The following is a 17,532-nucleotide window of genomic DNA, read 5'->3' on the forward strand; positions in this document are numbered from 1 at the left end:
CGCCTCCTGGGGAGATCGGCGTGGCTGGCTCAGGTGCTGACCACGGGTTCCGGTACGGCCGCGATCAGCGAGCGGGTGTACTCGTGCCGAGGATTCGCGAAGATCTCCTCGGCCGGGCCGGATTCGACGATTTTGCCGCGCAGCATCACCGCGATGTCGTGGGCCAGATTGCGCACCACCGACAGGTCGTGGGAGACGAACAGGTAGGACAGCCCACGCTCGGCCTGCAGGTCACGCAGCAGATTCAGCACACCGGCCTGGATGGAGACGTCCAGCGAGGAGACCGGTTCGTCGAGCACCAGCAGCTGCGGGTCCAGCGCCAGCGCGCGGGCGATGCTGATGCGCTGTTTCTGGCCGCCGGAGAAATCGGAGGGGTAGCGGTCGGCGTGTTCGGGACGCAGCCCGACCTGGCGCAGCAGCTCCGGCACCCGCTGGTTGACCTCCTCGCGCGAACGCCCGTCGATGCGCAGCGGCTCGGCCAGCACGTCGAAGATCGGCAGGCGCGGGTCGAGCGAGGAGCTGGGGTCCTGGAAGACGATCTGCATCTTGCGCCGGATCTCGCGCACGCGCGCTTTGGTGAGCGCGGCGACCTCGTTGCCGAGCACCTCGATGCTGCCCGACTGCGGCGCGGCCAGGTCCATGATCTGCGACAACGTGGTCGACTTGCCGGAACCGGACTCGCCGACCAGCGCCAGCGTGCGGCCCGCGCGCACCTCGAAACTGATGCCGTCGACCGCGCGGACCTCGCCGGTGCGGCGGCGCAGCAGCACCCCGGAGGTGAGTGGGAAGGTCTTCACCAGATCGGTGACCCGCAGGACCACCTCGGTCTCGGTGCGGTCGGGCTCGGCCGGTGCGGGAATCTCCTTGCGGTAGGCCGCGAACAGCTCGGTGGTGCCCACCTCGGCGGTGCGGATGCAGGCGACCGCGTGGCCGGGGGCCACCTTCTCGAGCGGCGGTTCGGCGGCGACGCAGTCGTCGACGCAGATCGGGCAGCGCGGCGCGAACGAGCAGCCGGGCGGCAGCGCGTGCATGGCGGGCGGGGTACCGAGGATGGGGATGAGCGGGGTGCGCGGCGGGCCGTCCATGCGCGGGATCGAGCCGAGCAGGCCCACGGTGTAGGGCATCCTCGGCGCGCGGAACAGCTCGTCTACCGGGGCGGTCTCCACCACCTTGCCCGCGTACATCACCGCCACCCGGTCGGCCACCGTGGCCGCGATGCCCATGTCGTGGGTGATCATGATGACCCCGGCGCCGGTGATGTCACGGGCCTTGCGCAGCAGCGCCAGGATCTGGGCCTGCACGGTGACGTCGAGCGCGGTGGTCGGCTCGTCGCAGATGATCAGCGCCGGATCGTTGGCGATGGCCATGGCGATCACCACGCGCTGGCGCATGCCGCCGGAGAACTCGTGCGGGAAGGAGCGCGCGCGCAGCCGCGCATCGGGGATGCCGACCAGGTCGAGCAGCTCGATCGCGCGCTCACCGGCCTGTTTGCGGGTCATCTCGCCGTGCGCGAGCAGCGCCTCGGCCACCTGGTCGCCGACCCGGTAGACCGGGGTGAGCGCGGAGAGCGGGTCCTGGAAGACCATGCTGATCGAGGACCCGCGCAGCTTCGACATCTGCTTGTCGCCCAGGCCGAGCAGCTCGCGCCCGCGCAACCGGATCGACCCCTGGACGCGGGCCTGCTCGGGCAGCAACCCGATCACCGCCAGCGACGACACCGACTTGCCCGAGCCGGACTCGCCCACGATCGCGAGGACCTCACCGTCGGCGACGGTGTAGTTCACTCCGCGCACGGCCTCCACGCGGCCTTCCTCACCGGGAAAGGACACCCGCAGATCGGTCACCTCGAGCAGGGGCGCGGTCGACGTACTCATCGCTTCTCGGCTTTCTTCAGCTCGACCCTGGCCTGGTATTTGCGCGCACCCCGTGCGCCGGGATCGAACGCGTCACGCAGACCGTCGCCGACGAGGTTGGCGCACAGCACGATCGTGATCAGCAGACCACCGGCGAACAGGAACAGCCACGGGTAGGTGATCGCGGACTTGGTGCCCGCCGCGATCAGCGAACCCAGCGACACATCCGGCGGCTGCACACCGAAACCGAGGAAGCTCAGGCCGGTTTCGGCGCCGATCGCCGCGCCGACGGCGAGGGTGGTGTCGATGATCAGGATCGAGGCGATGTTGGGGACGATGTGGCTGAGGATGATCGTGTGCGTCGGCGCGCCCATATACCGTGCGGCGCGGACGAATTCGCGGTCGCGCAGGCTCAGCGTGAGACCGCGCACGATGCGCGCGGCGATCATCCAGCCGAACACGCTCAGCAGCACGATCAGGATCAGGATCGAGCCGGAACCCTTGGTGCGCGGGGCGAACAGCGCGATGATGATGAAGCTGGGCACCACCAGCAGCAGGTCGACGAACCACATGATGGCCCGGTCGGTCCAGCCGCCGAGCAGGCCCGCCACCGCACCGGCCGTGGCGGCGATGACGCTGGAGAACAGCGCGACGCAGAAGCCGATGATCAGCGATTTCTGCAGCCCGCGCAGGGTCTGGGCCAGCACGTCCTGGCCGATCTGGGTGGTGCCGAAGGGATGTTCGAGGCTGGGTGGTTTCAGCAGCGCGGTGTAGTCCATCTGCTGGTAGTCCCACGGCAGCAGCGGCGGCAGCGCGAAGCTGGCCACGAACAACACCACCAGGATCACCGCGCCTGCCACGGCGGGCTTGTTGCGCAGGAACCGGCGCCAGACGAGCTTGCGGCGCCCGGCCGCGGCGTTCTCCGGCGCGCCGACGGCGATCAGTTCGGTTTCGGTCACGACACACGCACCCTGGGGTCGAGCAGAGCGAGGACGATATCGGAGAGCAGGCCCGAGACCAGCACCACCAGACCGGCGAAGGCCGTCACCGTGACCACCACGTAGAGGTCCTGGGCGTTGATCGAGTCGACCAGCCATTCGCCGACGCCGTGCCAGCCGAAGATCTTCTCCACGAAGGTGGCGCCGGTGATCAGCCCGCCCAGGCTGTAGGCGAACAGGGTGGCCATCGGGATGAGCGCGGTGCGCAGGCCGTGTTTGTACAGCGCGCGGTTGCGGGTCAGGCCCTTGGCGCGGGCGGTGCGGATGAAATCGCTCTGCAGCACGTCGAGCATGGCGTTGCGCTGGTAGCGGCTGTATCCGGCCATGCCGTAGAGGGCCAGCGCCAGCGTCGGCAGCACGAGATGCTGTGCGCGGTCGACGAATTGGTTCCACAGGCCGTTGATCTGGGTGGCCGAGGTCTCGCCGGTGTAGAGGAAGAACTGGGTTCCGGTGGCCGTGTTGAACTGCAGCGCACCGTATTTCAGCAGTGTCGCGAGCAGGAAGACCGGGGTGGAGATGATCAGCAGGGAGAGCACCGTCGAGAAATAATCGCTGAACTTGTATTGCCGGATGGCGCCCGCCGCGCCGATCAGCACCCCGAGCACGGTGCCGATCACCGAACCCAGGATCAGCAGCCGCAGACTCACCGCGACCCGCCTGCCCAGTTCCTCGCTCACCGGCTGCCCGGCCAGCGTGGTCCCGAAATCCCCTTGCACCACGCCGCCGAGCCAGGTGAGATAGCGCTGGGGGATCGGCTCGTCCAGATGCAGCTGCTCGGCCTTGGCGTCGATCACCGACTGCGGCGGCCGCGGATTGCGCTGCTCGAGGCTGTCGAGCGGGTTGAAGGTGAGTGACGCGAGGCTGAACGTCAGGAACGAGGCCAGCAACAGGAGCACGACGTAGTTCAGCGCGCGCCGCAACAGGAAGCCGGTCATCAGTCCCCTCTGGATCGGGTATTCAGGCCATGATCATAAGGACAACTACGCAATCGCCGCGTGGCGACGTGCGGCAGGATGGAACGGATGACGCCCCTGCACCCGAAACCGAAGCTGGTGGCCACCGACGTCGACGGCACCCTGATCGATGCCGCCGACAAGGTCTCGCCGCGCACGAAAGCCGCCGTCGGCGCGCTCGTTTCCGACGGCACCACCTTCGTGCTGGCCACCGGCAGGCCGCCGCGCTGGATCGATCCGGTGGTCGCCGAACTCGGGTACGCCCCGCTCGCGGTCTGCGGCAACGGGGCCGTCATCTACGACAGCGCCACCGACCGCGTGCTCTCCTCGCACACCCTCGACGTGGCGACCCTGGCCTGGCTGGCCGACCTCGCCGAACGCGCGCTACCCGGGTGCGGGCTGGCCACCGAGCGGGTCGGGGCCAGCGCGCACGACGCGGTGACCCCGCAGTTCGTCAGCTCGCCGACCTACGAGCACGCCTGGCTCAACCCCGACGACACGGTGGTCTCGCACGCCGAGGTGATCGACACGCCCGCCATCAAGATGCTGGTCCGGCTCAGCTCGGCGCGGTCCTCGGACATGCGCGCCGCCCTCGCGCCGCTGGTCGGCGACCGCGCCGAGATCACCTATTCCACCGAGCACGGGCTGATCGAACTCTCGGTGCCCGGGGTGACCAAGGCGTCCGGGCTGGCCGAGGTCGCGCGGCGGATCGGGGTGGACGAGCACGGCATCGTCGCCTTCGGGGACATGCCCAACGACGTGCCGATGCTGACCATGGCCGGGCACGGGGTCGCCATGGGCAACGCGCACCCCGAGGCGCGGGCCGCCGCCGACGAGGTCACCGGCAGCAATGTCGACCACGGTGTCGCGATGGTGCTCGAACGCTGGTGGTCCTGAACGCGTAACGGCCGGTGCCCTCGCTCGCGAGAGGCACCGGCCGTTCTTCGCCGTGGCCGGGTGTCAGCCGGTCGTGGCGGGTTCCGGGGCTACCGGGGGTTGTTCCGGTGCCGGTTCGGGTTCGCCGGTGCTCGCCTGCGGCTCGGCCGGGACCTGCGGGGCGGCCGGGTCGGTGTTCGTCTGCGGTTCGGCGGGGGCAGGCGCGACCGGGGAGGTCGTCGTCGGCGGGACCACCGAGGCGGGCGGTTGCGGCTTGGCGCCGTTCATCTCGGACTTGTAGGTCTCGTCGTAGGTCTTCCAGAAGGTGGTGACGATGCCGGTGAGCTCGTTGAGCACCAGCGAACCGTTCTGGAAATCGGTGCGCAGACCGTCGGGGACCAGGTAGGAACTGCCGGTCGGCAGGCCGAGCACGCCGGAGTCGGCGCCCAGGCTCAGGTAGCGGTCCAGGATCGCGCCGACCACCTCGAAGACCTGGCCGTTCTCGCCGGAGTAGACGAAACCGTTGGCGAACTTCGCGTACTGCCTGCCCTGCGAACCCGCGAGCAGATCCGAGGTCGGCGCGCCCAGCGGACCGTTCACACCGCCCCTGGACACCCAGTGCTGGGCGATCGCGTTGGTCGAGGACAGGCCGAGCAGCTTGTCGACCAGCCTGCCGAGTTCGGCCATATTGCCCTGCGGGGCGGCCTGCACCTGCTGGTCGGGCTCGGGGGCGCGGGCCTCCTGGCTCGGCGGGCGATACGGCGTCGCGGGGGAGCTGTAGGTGGTGTTGCCCGCCGCGATCGCGCGGATGCGATCCATCAGCGCGTAGGCCGCGTCGCCGGGGCAGTCGGTGTTGCCGACATCGCGGTGCGCGAACACCACCGGCAGATCGACCTCCTCACCCAGGGCATACGGGGTGAACTCGGTGCCCTCGGAGTACATGGTGGTGTAGCCCTTGGGGTTGAGCCCGGCCAGCTTGGCCCGCCAGCCGATGAACCGGCCGATCGCGGTGATCGACTCGTTGCTCGGCGACTCGCTCTCGTAGTTGCCCATCAGCGCGACACCGGCGGTGTTCTCGTTGAAGCCGCCCGCGTGCGCGCCCTGCACGTCGCGATCCAGGCCGCCGTAGCGGCCCTCGAAGATCTGGCCGTACTGGTCGACCAGGGCGTTGTAGCCGATGTCGCACCAGCCGAGGGTTTCGGCGTGGTAGGCGTAGATCGCGCGGACGATGCCCGCCGACTCGGCGCGGCTGTAGTCGTTGCGGCCCGCGGTGTGGTGCACGGTCAGCCCGCCCAGACCGTCGTCGTAGGTGGGTTCCTGGCAGCGGATCGACTCGTCGGCACCCCATTGCGCGCGGGTGATCACCTTGGGCCCGCCGTTGGGCAGCGCGGCGGCGACGTCGTTGAGCGCGGCGTCGATGGCGGCGCGGCCCGGGTTGATCAGCACGGCCTTGAGCGCGGCCTCGGTGAGGTGCGCGGGGTCGTGGTCCGGGCCCGCGGTGGGCTTGCGGGTCACCAGCATCTGCACCGCGGTGGTCTCGCCGACGTAGATCGGCTCGGTGCCGGTGGGGGCGTCGGCGGGGGTCTGATCGGTGGCCCTGGTGTCGATCGGATCGGCGTTGTACCAGGGGCCCCAGTTCCCGTCCTGCTGCCTGGCGCGCAGCTTGGTGGTGGTGTTCGCCAGGTCGCGCGCGGTGACGGCGACCATGCTGAACGGGGTGTCCTGGGTGATCTCCTTGACCTGCGCGCCGACCTCGTCGACCAGCTCCGGCCCGACCGCGCCCGGCGCGAGGGCGGGGGTGTCGGGGGTGGTGCCGGGTTCCAGGTTCGCCGGGTCGGCGATGAACTTCATGCCGGACGGGCGGTGCTGGGAGACGGGGTTGCTCGTGGGAGCGCCCGCGCCGGGCTCTGATTGCGGTGCGCCGGGAGCTGACGGTGCGTCGGCGGCCGGGCTCTGTGAGGTCGAGGTTGTCGCCGGGGCCTGCGCGGCGGCAGGTGGCTGCGCGTTGGGCGCGGCCTCGGGTGCGGCCGGAGGCGCTTGCGCAGGCGCTGCTTGGGGAGCGGATTGAGCTGGGGGAGTGGATGATTCCGGAGCCGTGGCGGGGCCCGGTTGGGCATCGGGCGCGGCTGCCGGGGGCGCCGGAGCAGGGGCCGGTGCGGCCGGGGCAGGCGGGGGCGGGGCGATCGGGGCCGTCGGGACCGCGGTGCTCGGCACCGGGGGACGGGCATTGGGTGCGGCCTCGGGCGCGGGCGCCTGCGTGGTGGGGGTCGGCTGCGCTTTGCTCGGGATCGGCGGCAGCGGGATCTCGGTCGGCAGCGCCACGCCCGGCGGAACCGGCAATCCCGGCGGGACCGGGATCGAGGTGGGCAGCGGCAGCATCTGCAGGTCGGAGAGGTGGAGATCGGGCAGGTCGAGGCCGGTCAGCTCGCGCAGCGGGACGGTGATGTCCTGGGCGGAGGTCAGCGCGACCTCGGCGAGCTGGGCCGGGACGGCGGTGACCTCGGCATCGTTCGCACTGCGGTAGTCGGTCGAATCGCTCAGTGCGAACGCGCCGATCGGTGCGGCGACCGCGAGCGTGGTGACTACCGGGAGCACATAGGAACGTTTCGGCTTTCGGTATCGCACGTGCGACTCCAATCAGGGTCGAACCTTGCCTGTGGCGGCTGGCGCCTGGTGTTCCGCTGGCATGTGATGCTTGCTTCCTATCGCCTCACACACCACACTAGTTAACATACGTCACACATCTAAACCTCAACTTGAGGATTATGTGATTGCTCGAATGTAGCCCTCGGATCCCGCTCGGCGACGACGACATGCCGACGCGAGCTCCGCCGGTCGAACCCCGAAACCGTGGGAGCGCACTATGAGAGCGGATACCTTCATCAACCGGAATACCCGTGGAACCCGGCGCCGCAGCGTGCCGGTACTGCGGACCGTGCCCCTCCCGCTGCTGGCCGGCGGGACCGCGCTGGCGCTGGCCGGGGCGATGGGACTGTGGCAGATCCTGCCCGGGGAGATTACGCCGACTGTCGGCGCTGGTCACGGGCGAGGTATGAGTCAGGTCGGCGCGTTCGAGAATGCGCAAGAGGGGTGGACGGCCGAGGAGATCCTCGCGCACTACTACCCGGGCGCCGAACTCGGGCAGATCGGGCAGACCACCATCGGCGTCCGGTTGCAGGCCCAGGACGACGCCACCCTCGACACCTACGCCGCCGCGGGCGCGCAGGTCGCGGGCCGCGCCATCGGCCCCGGCGAGGCCGCCCACCTCACCCCGCTGCCCGACGGCGGCGCGAATGTGGTGGTGACCGCGGGCTGCGACGGCGAAGTGCTCTGGCAGGCCGCCACCGACGACCCGTTCGTCTACCCGGTGCACGCCGGTGTCGGCAGGCCCGCCGAGGAACACCTGACGCTGTGCAACGGCACCGGCTATCGCGGCGCGCTCGGCGTGGCGCTCGAGGGCGGGGCATACCGCACGGTGAACCAGGTCGACCTCGACGACTACCTCGCGGGCCTGCTACCAGCGGAGATGCAGGCCAACTGGGCCGATCAGGGCGCCTTCGAGGCGCTGCGCGCCCAGGCCGTGGCCGCCCGCTCCTACGCCCTGGCCGAGGACCGCTACGCCTACGCGCAGACCTGCGACACCACCGACTGCCAGGTCTATCCCGGCACGGTGCTCGAGGATGCGCGCACCACCGAGGCCGTCGCCGCCACCACCGGCACCGTGCTGCTCCGCGACGGACTCATCCTCCGCTCGGAGTACTCGGCCGCCCCCGACGGCGGCCGTCCCGCCGACATCCAGACCTTCGAAGTGGGCCCAGCCCCCGACGATCTCATCGAGACCGCACCCATCCCCCCGGCCCCGGTCGACCCGACCCTGCCCTCGTCACCGTCGACGCCGACCCGGCCCGATCCGACCATCGAGGCGCTGGCCGGTGAGAGCGTCATCGACACCGCCTACCGGCGCATCGGCGGGCCCGACAGTGCCGTCGGCGCACCCATCGGCCCGGAAATGCTGCTGCCGCAACGGGCGGGCACCTATCGGATGTACACGAACGGCGTCATCATCGCGACGCCCACTCTCGGCGCCCAGGTGGTCGACTTCTCGACCCTGCTCGCCCTGGTCCCGGACGCGGGTGACCAGCTCCCGTCCTCCGGATCGGGTCAGCGTCCTCGGCTGACCATGCCGGAAGGCGCTGTGCCCAACGGCGCGTCGCCGGGGAACTCGCCGGGTGCGTTGGCGCCGGAGGGTGGGGCTACGCCTGAGCCCGGTGAGCTCGGGCCGGGTGCGACGGGGCCGGGTGCGGTGCAACCCGACCAGTCGGCGCCGGGTGGAGTCGCGCCCGCCGAGACCGCACCGGGCGACGTGCCACCTGCCGAGACCGCACCGGGTGATGTGCCGCCCGCCGATGGCGGCCCCGAGGTGGTCGCGCCGGACGGCACCGCTCCCGGCGAAGTCGTGCCGGAGACCGGCGCGCCGGAAGGTGTCTTCTGAGCGCAGTCCCCTCCAGTGCGGGTCCTCGACCGTGAGCGCGCGGTATGCGCCCCTGACGGGCGAGGGCCGGCCGGACAGACCGGTGCGATCAGTCGAGGGACGTGTCGTCCAGGCCGATTGACAGCGTGCGGAGCAGACCGGCGAGCTGGTCGCGTGCCTCGGGATCGAGCGCGGCCAGCAGGCGCTCCTCGTTGGCGAAGTGCAGGGGCAGCAGACGGTCGACGAGGGCGCGGCCTTCGTCGGTGAGCTGCACGTAGACCGCCCGGCGGTCCTCCGCACACGGGTTACGCCGGACCAGGTTCTTGGCCTCCAGGCGGTCGATGCGATTGGTGATCGCTCCCGAGGTGACCATGGCGGCGCGGTTGAGGGCACCCGCGGTGAGCCCCTTGTCCCCGCCGGAGCGGCGCAGCGTGGCCAGCACGTCGAACTCCCAGAATTCCAGGCCGTGACCGGCGAAGAAGCGCTTGAGTTCCTGATCGAGGATGCGCGAGAGCCGGGTGATCCGGCCGATCACGGCCATCGGTGCGGTATCCACATCGGGCCGCTCGACGTCCCAGTGCGCGGTGATCAGATCGATGGCGTCCCGCATCGCAACTACCTCTCCATTGAATATCTCAACATTCATCTACTTGACGCTGAGCTAGTTCGGCGAGTAGATATTTCAACGTTGAGATTATCAATCAGGAGTGAACATGACGACCGCACCCCGCTCCACCGGTACCGCGAGCACCCTCGCGCTCACCGCGCTCACCCCCATCGTGTGGGGCTCCACCTATGCCGTCACCACCGAATTCCTCCCGCCGGACCGGCCGCTGTTCACCGCCCTGCTGCGCGCCCTGCCCGCCGGCCTCGTCCTGCTCGCGCTGACCAGGGTGCTCCCGCGCGGCCGCTGGCTCGGCCGCGCGGCGATCCTCGGCGCGCTCAATATCGGCGTGTTCTTCCCGCTGCTGTTCCTGGCGGCCTATCGCCTGCCCGGCGGCGTGGCGGGCGTGCTCACCGCGGTGGCGCCGATGTTCGCGCTCGGATTCGCGGCGGTCCTGCTGGCCGAGGTGCCGACGCGCCGCAAGGTGATCGCGGGGCTGATCGGCGTGTTCGGCGTGGCGCTCGTCGTCCTGCGCGGCAATGCCGAACTCGACATGCTCGGCGTGCTGGCCGGGCTGGCGGGCGCGGGCGCCATGGCGGCGGGCACCGTGCTGACCCAGAGGTGGGGTCGTCCCGAGGGCGTCGGCCCGCTGGCGATGACCGGCTGGCAGCTCACCGCCGGTGGCCTGTTCATCCTGCCGCTGGCGGTGCTCGTCGAGGGCGCCCCGCCCGCCATCGACGCGCAGGCGGCCGGTGGCTACCTCTACATCGGCGTGATCGGCACCGCGCTGGCCTACTGGCTGTGGTTCCGCGGGATCTCGCGGGTGTCGGCGACCTCGGTGGCCTTCCTCGGGCTGCTCAGCCCGGTCTCGGCCGCCGTGATCGGCTGGATCGCGCTGGGGCAGGCGCTCACCGCGGTGCAGATCCTCGGGCTGGGGATCGCGCTGGTGGGCACGGTGCTCGGCCAGATACCGGTGAAAACCGCTGCACCCGGCACTGTTTCACGTGAATCGGACACCGTTCGGCCCGAACCGCCTGCCGCGCCGAAGGTTCCGGCGCTCGCCGGGCGCTGAGACGTCGTCAGCCGCGCATCGCCTGCATCAACTGGTCCTCGGTGAGGGCCGGAACCGGCAGGGGGTGCGCGGCTTTCGCGCGCAGGCCGTCCAGGATGAGGGCCAGATTGCGCCGCCACAGGTCGGGGGCGACGCGCGCGGTCGCGGCGACCACGCTGGTGTGCGACCAGGTGATGAAGGCGATGTCCTCCAGGGTCCAGTCCGCGCGCAGGGCGCCCGCCTCCTGTGCTCGGGTGACGATCCGGCGCATCAGCGCGTGGCCGTGTTCGCGGGCGCGGGCCAGCGCCTCGCTCGGCGGGTGGCGCAGGGCGAGTTCGCCGAGGACGCGATCACCGGCCTGAAGTGCGCAGATGCGCTCGACGAGCACCGTGAACGATTCCCAGGGGTCGGCGATCTCGAGGGCCTGTTCGGCGATCCGGGTGCCCGCTTCGACGCGGTCGGCCACGGCGGCGGCGATGAGATCGTCGCGGGTGGGGAAGCGGTTGTAGAGGGTGCCGATGGCGACGCCGGCGCGGGCGGCGATGTCCTTGAGCGGGGCGTCGAGGCCGCGTTCGTCGAAGAGTTCGCGCGCGGCGGTGACCAGCGCGTCGCGGTTGCGCTGGGCGTCGCTGCGCAACGGCTTGTCCTCGGGCATTCGCCGATCCTACAAATCAGCGCCGCGATTTATCTTGAGCATAGGTTCAACTTAATGCTACCTTGCGGATAACTTGAACCAACACTCAACTTAGTGAGGTAGTCATGAGCACGCTCGCGATCTTCGGATACGGACCCGGTCTGGGTGCGGGAACAGCACGGGAATTCGGGCGCGACGGTTATCGGGTCGCGGTGATCGGCCGGGACGCGGTGGCGGGGGCCGAGCGCGCGGCCGCCCTGCGCGCCGAGGGCATCGAGGCCGAGCCGTTCACGGCCGATATCACCGAGCCCGCGCAGCTCAGCGAGGTCGTCGCGCGAGTGCAGGACAAGCTGGGGCCGATCGATGTCGCGGTGCACGCGGCGGCGGCGCACATGTCGGTGCGCAGCGAGTCGACCCGTGCCGTCGACCGGGCCGCGCTGGAGCTGCCGCTGGCGCTCAAGGTGTACTCCTCGATCCAGCTCAGCCGGGAACTGCTGCCCGGGATGATCGAGCGCGGTAGCGGCGCGCTGCTGTACTCCTCCGGCGCCTCCGAGCGGCATCTGCAGCCTTACCTGGCCAATGTCGGTGTGGCGCTGGGCGCGCAGCGGGCGTTCGTGCGGCAGCTGGCCGCCGAGGTCGAGGGGACCGGGGTGTATGTCGGGTTGCTCGCGATCGGGGCGCTGATCCAGGACAGTGCCGCGCAGCGCGAGATCGACGCCCATCCCGAGCTGATCCCCGAGGGGCTGGTGCTGCCGCGCATCGGCAACGCCGAACTCGGCGCCCGGTACCGGCGGATGGTCACCGAACGCGACGCGGTGGAGGTCGAGATCGGGTTCTGAGAATCGGGGTTGACCTTGACGTAGCGTCAACTTGCAGACTGGTCTCACCGACGGGAAAGGAGCTGGTCATGGCGGGTGAATGGGCCATCCAGGACCTCGCGAAAGCCGCGGGCACCACCAGCCGCACGCTGCGCCACTACGGGCAGCTCGGCCTGCTGGAACCGAGCCGGATCGGCGCCAACGGCTACCGCTACTACGACCAGAACTCCCTGGTTCGCCTACAGCGCATCCTGCTGCTGCGCGAACTCGGCCTCGGCCTCCCGGTGATCGCCGAGGTCCTCGCCGGTGAACAGAACACCGCCGACGCGCTGCGCACCCACCTGGAACTGCTTCGGCAGCAACAGGACCGGATCGCGCGGCAGATCGACTCGGTGTCGACCACGTTGCACAAGACAGAAAGAGGTGAACCCCTCATGGCCGCAGAGGTTTTCGACGGCTTCGACCACACCCGGTACAAGGACGAGGTGATCGAGCGCTGGGGCAAGGACGCTTACGACAGCGGCGACCGCTGGTGGAGCGCGCTGACCGAAGCCGATCGCGCGTCCTTCCTGCAAACCCAGCGCGACATCGCCGCCGACTTCGGAAAGGCCGCCGCCGCAGCACTTCCCGTCGACAGCGACACCGTCCAGTCGATCGTCACCCGCCACGTCGCCTGGCTCACCACGGGCACCCAGGGCCGCCCCGTCACCGACGAATACCTCCTCGGCCTCGGTGAGATGTACGTCGCCGACCCGCGTTTCCGCAAGAACTACGACGTGCACGGCGAAGGCACCGCCGACTACATCCTGGAAGCCTTCCGCGCCTACGTCGCCGGGCGGTCCTCCGAATAGTTCGCGAGGTCATGGCGCGTGGACGAGTGGCAGGTCACGCGCGCACCGGCATCGACTGCGTGTCGACCGGTGCGCGCGGCTGTCCGGATTCGGCGATAGGCTCGTTCGATCGAGGCTCATCTATCCGGAGCCGAAGGGGGAGCAGTGAACAATCCGCACATGCCGCCGGGGCCCGTGCCCCCTTATGTCGCCGCTGGGCCGGTGATGCCGATGTCCGTGCTCTTCGCCGGGATCGGCGCGCTGCTCGGGGGCGCGTACGGACTCCTCAGCGTGTTCGCGGGCGTTTCCGGGCTGGTCCGGGAGCCGTACTACCTGTCCGTGTCGATAAAGGACGCGGAGTTCCGGGCGCGGATGGAGCTCGAAGCCGATATCGCGGAGCTCTGGAATGTCGTGGAACTCGCCACCGGTGCGGTGTTGGTGGTGCTGGCCGGGATCGGCGGGATCCTGCTGCTGCGCAGGCAGGCCGCCGGTCTGCCGATGGTGATCATGGGCAACGGGCTCGCCTTCTTCGCCTGGGTCGGCATCGCGGCAGCCAGCGGCGGCAATGGCCTGATCGCGATCGCGGTGATGGCCGCGCTGGTTTCGCTGGCGGTCTTGATCATGGCCGTCCTGCCGAGCACGCAACGCTGGATCGATGACGGCCGGAATTCGCCGAATGGTCCGAACCGTGCTCGATCGGCGGTGGCGCCGTATAACTGACGGCGGCGGTGTTCGAGTACGGGGGCAGGTGTGGAGCAGCAGGCGGACGGGCGGTCGCGGCGGGCGGTGACGGCGCTGGTGGGCGGGTGGCTGGGGGTGCTGGTCGGGGTCGCCGGGCTGGTCGTCGCGGGGGCGGCGGTGGTGCTGCTGGTGCTCGGGCGGTCGATCGAGCTCGACTACACGGGGGCGGGGATCGTGGGCGGGCTCGGGGCGGTGTACCTGCTGGGGGCGGTGCTGTTGCTGCGGCGGCGGATGCTCGGGCGGCGGATGCTGATCGGGGTGTCGGGGGCCATGAGCGCGGCGACCTTGCTGGTCGTGGTGCTCAACGGGGCGGGGCACGGGTGGCGGCTGGGGGTGCTGGACTGGTGGCTCGGGCTGAACCTGGTGATCCTGGTGCTCAGCCTGATCGAGCCGACGCGGCGATGGACCGTCACGCGGTGACGCGGCACGGGATACGGTCTTGAGCGTGCGGGAGACGAACACGAAAACCGGTGAGGTCGCGGCGACCGTCGCGGTGAGCCTCGCGGCGCTGGCGGCCATCGCCAATCTGATCGGCGCGGCGGTGCTGGCGCGCGCGTTCGTGCGTGACGCCGAACTGCTCGACGACTCGCTGGCCCTGTTCACCCTGCTCGGCGCGCTCGCGGCGGCCTTCGTCTTCGGATACGGCGGGCTGCTGCTGGCCCGGCGCGAGGAAACCGGTCGGTGGCTGGTGATCGTGGCCGCCGGAACCCAGCTCGCGCTGGGTGTGCTGGCGCTGCTGGCCACGCTGGTGGACTACGACGCCGAATACGGCATCCACTGGTTCGCGCCCGAGCCGCTGCTTTCCTCGATTGCGCTCGGCTTCGGCGGGGTACCCGGAGCGGTGACGGCGATCGTGAACCACAGCTGGGCCGCGTCGGCGTCGGCGGTCGCGCTCGGTGTGCTCGTCGGGCTGCCCGCGTTGCTGCCGTGGACGGCGGACTACACACTCGCTCGCCCGCACCCGGCGGTCGAACCGACCGTATAGTTTCGCCCAGGTCGGACTTTCGAGGAGGGGGACACCATGGGGTATCCGTACGGCCCGCAGCAGGGCTACGACCCGTACGCGGGACAGGGTTACGCGCCACCGCAACCGGGCTACGGTGCTGCGCCCTATGCGGCACCCGGGCCCCAATACGGTTACGGCGCACCGGCTTACGGCGCGGCGCCGTACGGCCCGATGCCCGGCTACGGGCAGCCGCGCGCCGGCGGTGGCACCGCGATCACCGCGGCCCTGCTGGCCCTGGTGCTGTCGATGTTCGGCGGGGTGGGGTTGCTGGTGACCATGGCGGCCATGTCGGAGATCGACGGCGCCGCCTCGGACGCGATGGCGGTCCCGCTCATCCTCGGCGGCGGCGCCTGCCTGCTGTGGTTCCTCGGCTCGATCCTGCTGTTCCGCCGCAAAGCCGCGGGCCGGGTGATCCTGATCGTCCTGTCCACCCTGGCCCTGGCCGGCGTCGGCATCTCCACCCTGATCACCCTCGACAGCGGCGCCGACCCCGGCCCCGCCCTCGTCGGCTCCGTCATCGGCGGCGGCCTCGCCCTGCTCATCCTCTGCCTCGCCGCCGCGGGCTCCACCGGCCGCTGGATCCGCGAAGGCCAGCACACCCAGCCCCCGTACCCGTACTACTGACGCCACCGACTGGTACGGCCGTATAGTTCGCAAGTTCAGCCGTATGCGGTGCCAGGCCCGTCGTACGGGCATCGACCGGTGCGTTCGGGTGGGTGGGAGATGTTCGCCTACTGGGCGGGGATCGTGCTCTCGGGCCTGCTCGCCGTGGTTGCGGCTGGTGCGGCGGTGGGTGGGTTCGAGGCCTATGACCTGCTGAGTCCCGAGTATCCGAAGGACGCGGGCAAGGTGATGGCCATGACGCTGACGCATCTGGGTGCCGCGGTGCTCTGGGTGGGTGCCGTGGTGCTGCTCGCGCGGCGGGTCAAGGTGGGGCAGGTGATTGTCGGCGCGTTCGCGGCGGGGTATGTCGCGTTGAACGTGTTCGGCATGGAATCGATGTTCACGATCATGCTGCATCACGTCGTCCATGCCCGGGGCTGGGGTCACGGGGCGCTCGGTCTGGTGTTCGGGGACGAGCCGGGGACGCGGATCACCGGGGCCGGGGCGGTACTTGCGGGCACCTTGTTGGTGGTGACGCTGGTTTCCGTGATCAAGGGCAAGGCGCCGGGCGCCGGGCCGGGGCCGTCCGGGTTCGGTGGTCAACCGTCCGGGTACGCCCCACCGCCCCCGCCCCCGCCCTACCGCTGAGGCGGTGGCGTCGGTCCAGGTCGGGGGGAGGTCGGTGACTCCGCCGGGACAAAGTTCGGTCTTCCGATACGCTGGGCTCCCGTGACCGCCGCATCGCCTTCTTCCTCCCCGGCCAACCAGTACGACCTGATCGTGGTCGGGTCCGGTTTCTTCGGACTGACCGTCGCCGAGCGTGCCGCGAACCTGCTGGGTAAGCGGGTGCTGGTGCTCGACCGCCGCTACCACCTGGGCGGTAACGCCTACTCCGAACCGGAGCCCGAGACCGGTATCGAGATCCACAAGTACGGTGCGCACCTGTTCCACACCTCGAACAAGAAGGTGTGGGACTACGTCACCCAGTTCACCGAGTTCACGAACTACCAGCACCGGGTGTTCGCGCTGCACAAGGGGCAGGCCTACCAGTTCCCGATGGGTCTGGGCCTGATCTCGCAGTTCTTCGGCCGCTACTTCACCCCGGACGAGGCCAAGGCGCTGATCGCCGAGCAGGCCGCCGAGGTGCAGACCGCCGACGCGCAGAACCTCGAGGAGAAGGCGATCTCGCTGATCGGGCGCCCGCTCTACGAGGCGTTCGTGCGCGACTACACCGCCAAGCAGTGGCAGACCGACCCCAAGGAACTGCCCGCGGGCAACATCACCCGCCTGCCGGTGCGCTACACCTTCGACAACCGCTACTTCAACGACACCTACGAGGGCCTGCCCAAGCACGGGTACACGAAGTGGCTGGAGAACATGGCCGCCTCCGAGCTCATCGAGGTGCGCGTGAACACCGACTGGTTCGACGTGCGTGACGAGATCCGCGCCGCCAGCCCGGACGCGCCGGTCGTCTACACCGGCCCGCTGGACCACTACTTCGACTACGCCGAAGGCGAACTGGGCTGGCGCACCATCGATTTCGAGACCGAAGTGCTCGAGACCGGCGACTTCCAGGGCACCTCGGTGATGAACTACAACGACGCCGACGCGCCCTACACCCGCATCATCGAGCCGCGCCACTTCCACCCCGAGCGCGACTACCCGGCCGACAAGACGGTCATCATGCGCGAGTACTCCCGCTTCGCCAAGACCGGCGACGAGCCGTACTACCCGATCAACACCCCCGAGGACCGCACCAAGCTGCTGGCCTACCGCGAGCTCGCCAAGCAGGAGACCGCCGAGAACAAGGTGCTCTTCGGCGGCCGCCTCGGCACCTACCAGTACCTGGACATGCACATGGCGATCGGTTCGGCGCTGAGCATGTTCGAGAACGTGCTGCGCCCGCACCTCGAGTCCGGAGCGACCCTGGTGGACCAGGCGTGAGCGGGCAGGGTCAGGAGGCGGCCCCGACCGCACCTCAGCAGGAACCGGAGCTGAACGGACAGGCCGAAACCCCGTCGGCGAGCACCCGTACCCGACGCAAGGCGACGCGCGCGAGCGGGCAGGAAACCCCCGCCGCCGCGCCGAGCACGC

17 protein-coding genes are annotated in these 17,532 nt (G+C 70.0%); 11 read left to right on the forward strand and 6 right to left on the reverse strand.

The genetic code is table 11. The annotated features are described in order from the left end of the window. Positions 1 to 29 precede the first annotated feature (29 nt). From ACFC06_RS18525 to ACFC06_RS18535, 3 genes are read right to left on the reverse strand one after another with little or no spacing between them, the layout of a single operon-like run. Positions 30 to 1,874, reverse strand: a complete 1,845-nt coding sequence (locus tag ACFC06_RS18525) for a dipeptide ABC transporter ATP-binding protein (RefSeq protein WP_375932410.1) — start codon at positions 1,872 to 1,874, stop codon at positions 30 to 32. After that, complete coding sequence (locus tag ACFC06_RS18530; protein WP_375932413.1) at positions 1,871 to 2,812, reverse strand: ABC transporter permease; 942 nt, start codon at positions 2,810 to 2,812, stop codon at positions 1,871 to 1,873. The genes ACFC06_RS18525 and ACFC06_RS18530 overlap by 4 nt, the downstream gene beginning before the upstream one ends. Beyond that, positions 2,809 to 3,786, reverse strand: coding sequence for an ABC transporter permease (locus ACFC06_RS18535; protein ID WP_375932416.1), 978 nt, complete (start codon positions 3,784 to 3,786; stop codon positions 2,809 to 2,811). Before ACFC06_RS18535 ends, ACFC06_RS18530 begins: the two co-directional genes overlap by 4 nt. An 87-nt stretch (positions 3,787 to 3,873) precedes the next feature. Between ACFC06_RS18535 and ACFC06_RS18540 the strand changes: the two genes are divergently transcribed. Continuing rightward, positions 3,874 to 4,701, forward strand: coding sequence for an HAD family hydrolase (locus ACFC06_RS18540; protein ID WP_375932419.1), 828 nt, complete (start codon positions 3,874 to 3,876; stop codon positions 4,699 to 4,701). 63 nt (positions 4,702 to 4,764) lie between these two features. Here the strand turns inward: ACFC06_RS18540 and ACFC06_RS18545 are convergent, their stop codons facing one another. Next, positions 4,765 to 7,275: an N-acetylmuramoyl-L-alanine amidase gene (locus tag ACFC06_RS18545; RefSeq protein ID WP_375932422.1), complete on the reverse strand. Its 2,511-nt coding sequence runs from the start codon at positions 7,273 to 7,275 to the stop codon at positions 4,765 to 4,767. A 268-nt stretch (positions 7,276 to 7,543) separates the two neighbouring features. Between ACFC06_RS18545 and ACFC06_RS18550 the strand changes: the two genes are divergently transcribed. Then, on the forward strand, positions 7,544 to 9,172 hold the full coding sequence (locus tag ACFC06_RS18550; RefSeq protein ID WP_375932425.1) for a SpoIID/LytB domain-containing protein: 1,629 nt from the start codon (positions 7,544 to 7,546) through the stop codon (positions 9,170 to 9,172). A gap of 88 nt (positions 9,173 to 9,260) precedes the next feature. Here ACFC06_RS18550 and ACFC06_RS18555 read toward each other — a convergent pair whose 3' ends face one another. Continuing rightward, positions 9,261 to 9,761, reverse strand: a complete 501-nt coding sequence (locus ACFC06_RS18555) for a MarR family winged helix-turn-helix transcriptional regulator (protein WP_375932428.1) — start codon at positions 9,759 to 9,761, stop codon at positions 9,261 to 9,263. 103 nt (positions 9,762 to 9,864) lie between these two features. On the opposite strand from ACFC06_RS18555, the gene ACFC06_RS18560 reads away from it, so the two are divergent. Next, on the forward strand, positions 9,865 to 10,827 hold the full coding sequence (locus ACFC06_RS18560; RefSeq protein WP_375932431.1) for an EamA family transporter: 963 nt from the start codon (positions 9,865 to 9,867) through the stop codon (positions 10,825 to 10,827). A 7-nt stretch (positions 10,828 to 10,834) separates the two neighbouring features. On the opposite strand, the gene ACFC06_RS18565 is transcribed toward ACFC06_RS18560, so the two are convergent. Further along, entirely contained in the window at positions 10,835 to 11,461 is a 627-nt protein-coding gene (locus tag ACFC06_RS18565) for a TetR/AcrR family transcriptional regulator (protein ID WP_375932434.1), read from the reverse strand. Positions 11,462 to 11,565: 104 nt separating this feature from the next. Here ACFC06_RS18565 and ACFC06_RS18570 point away from each other — a divergent pair, with 104 nt between their 5' ends. The 8 genes from ACFC06_RS18570 (at position 11,566) to glf (ending at position 17,382) form a co-directional block, all read left to right on the forward strand. After that, entirely contained in the window at positions 11,566 to 12,279 is a 714-nt protein-coding gene (locus ACFC06_RS18570; RefSeq protein ID WP_375932437.1) for an SDR family NAD(P)-dependent oxidoreductase, read from the forward strand. Positions 12,280 to 12,347: 68 nt separating this feature from the next. Continuing rightward, complete coding sequence (locus ACFC06_RS18575) at positions 12,348 to 13,109, forward strand: MerR family transcriptional regulator (RefSeq protein ID WP_375932440.1); 762 nt, start codon at positions 12,348 to 12,350, stop codon at positions 13,107 to 13,109. A 210-nt stretch (positions 13,110 to 13,319) separates the two neighbouring features. Further along, on the forward strand, positions 13,320 to 13,808 hold the full coding sequence (locus ACFC06_RS18580) for a hypothetical protein (RefSeq protein ID WP_375932443.1): 489 nt from the start codon (positions 13,320 to 13,322) through the stop codon (positions 13,806 to 13,808). A gap of 30 nt (positions 13,809 to 13,838) precedes the next feature. Beyond that, positions 13,839 to 14,249: a hypothetical protein gene (locus tag ACFC06_RS18585; RefSeq protein ID WP_375932446.1), complete on the forward strand. Its 411-nt coding sequence runs from the start codon at positions 13,839 to 13,841 to the stop codon at positions 14,247 to 14,249. A 25-nt stretch (positions 14,250 to 14,274) separates the two neighbouring features. Continuing rightward, on the forward strand, positions 14,275 to 14,814 hold the full coding sequence (locus ACFC06_RS18590; protein ID WP_375932449.1) for a hypothetical protein: 540 nt from the start codon (positions 14,275 to 14,277) through the stop codon (positions 14,812 to 14,814). Between the two features lie 36 nt (positions 14,815 to 14,850). After that, complete coding sequence (locus ACFC06_RS18595; RefSeq protein ID WP_375932452.1) at positions 14,851 to 15,459, forward strand: hypothetical protein; 609 nt, start codon at positions 14,851 to 14,853, stop codon at positions 15,457 to 15,459. A 99-nt stretch (positions 15,460 to 15,558) separates the two neighbouring features. Next, a complete protein-coding gene (locus ACFC06_RS18600; protein ID WP_375932455.1) occupies positions 15,559 to 16,086 on the forward strand; it encodes a hypothetical protein in 528 nt (175 codons plus the stop codon). A gap of 81 nt (positions 16,087 to 16,167) precedes the next feature. Next, positions 16,168 to 17,382: a UDP-galactopyranose mutase gene (gene glf, locus ACFC06_RS18605; protein WP_375932458.1), complete on the forward strand. Its 1,215-nt coding sequence runs from the start codon at positions 16,168 to 16,170 to the stop codon at positions 17,380 to 17,382. The last annotated feature ends 150 nt before the right edge of the window (positions 17,383 to 17,532 follow it).

The organism is Nocardia sp. NPDC056064 (assembly GCF_042266925.1).
Lineage (GTDB): Bacteria > Actinomycetota > Actinomycetes > Mycobacteriales > Mycobacteriaceae > Nocardia.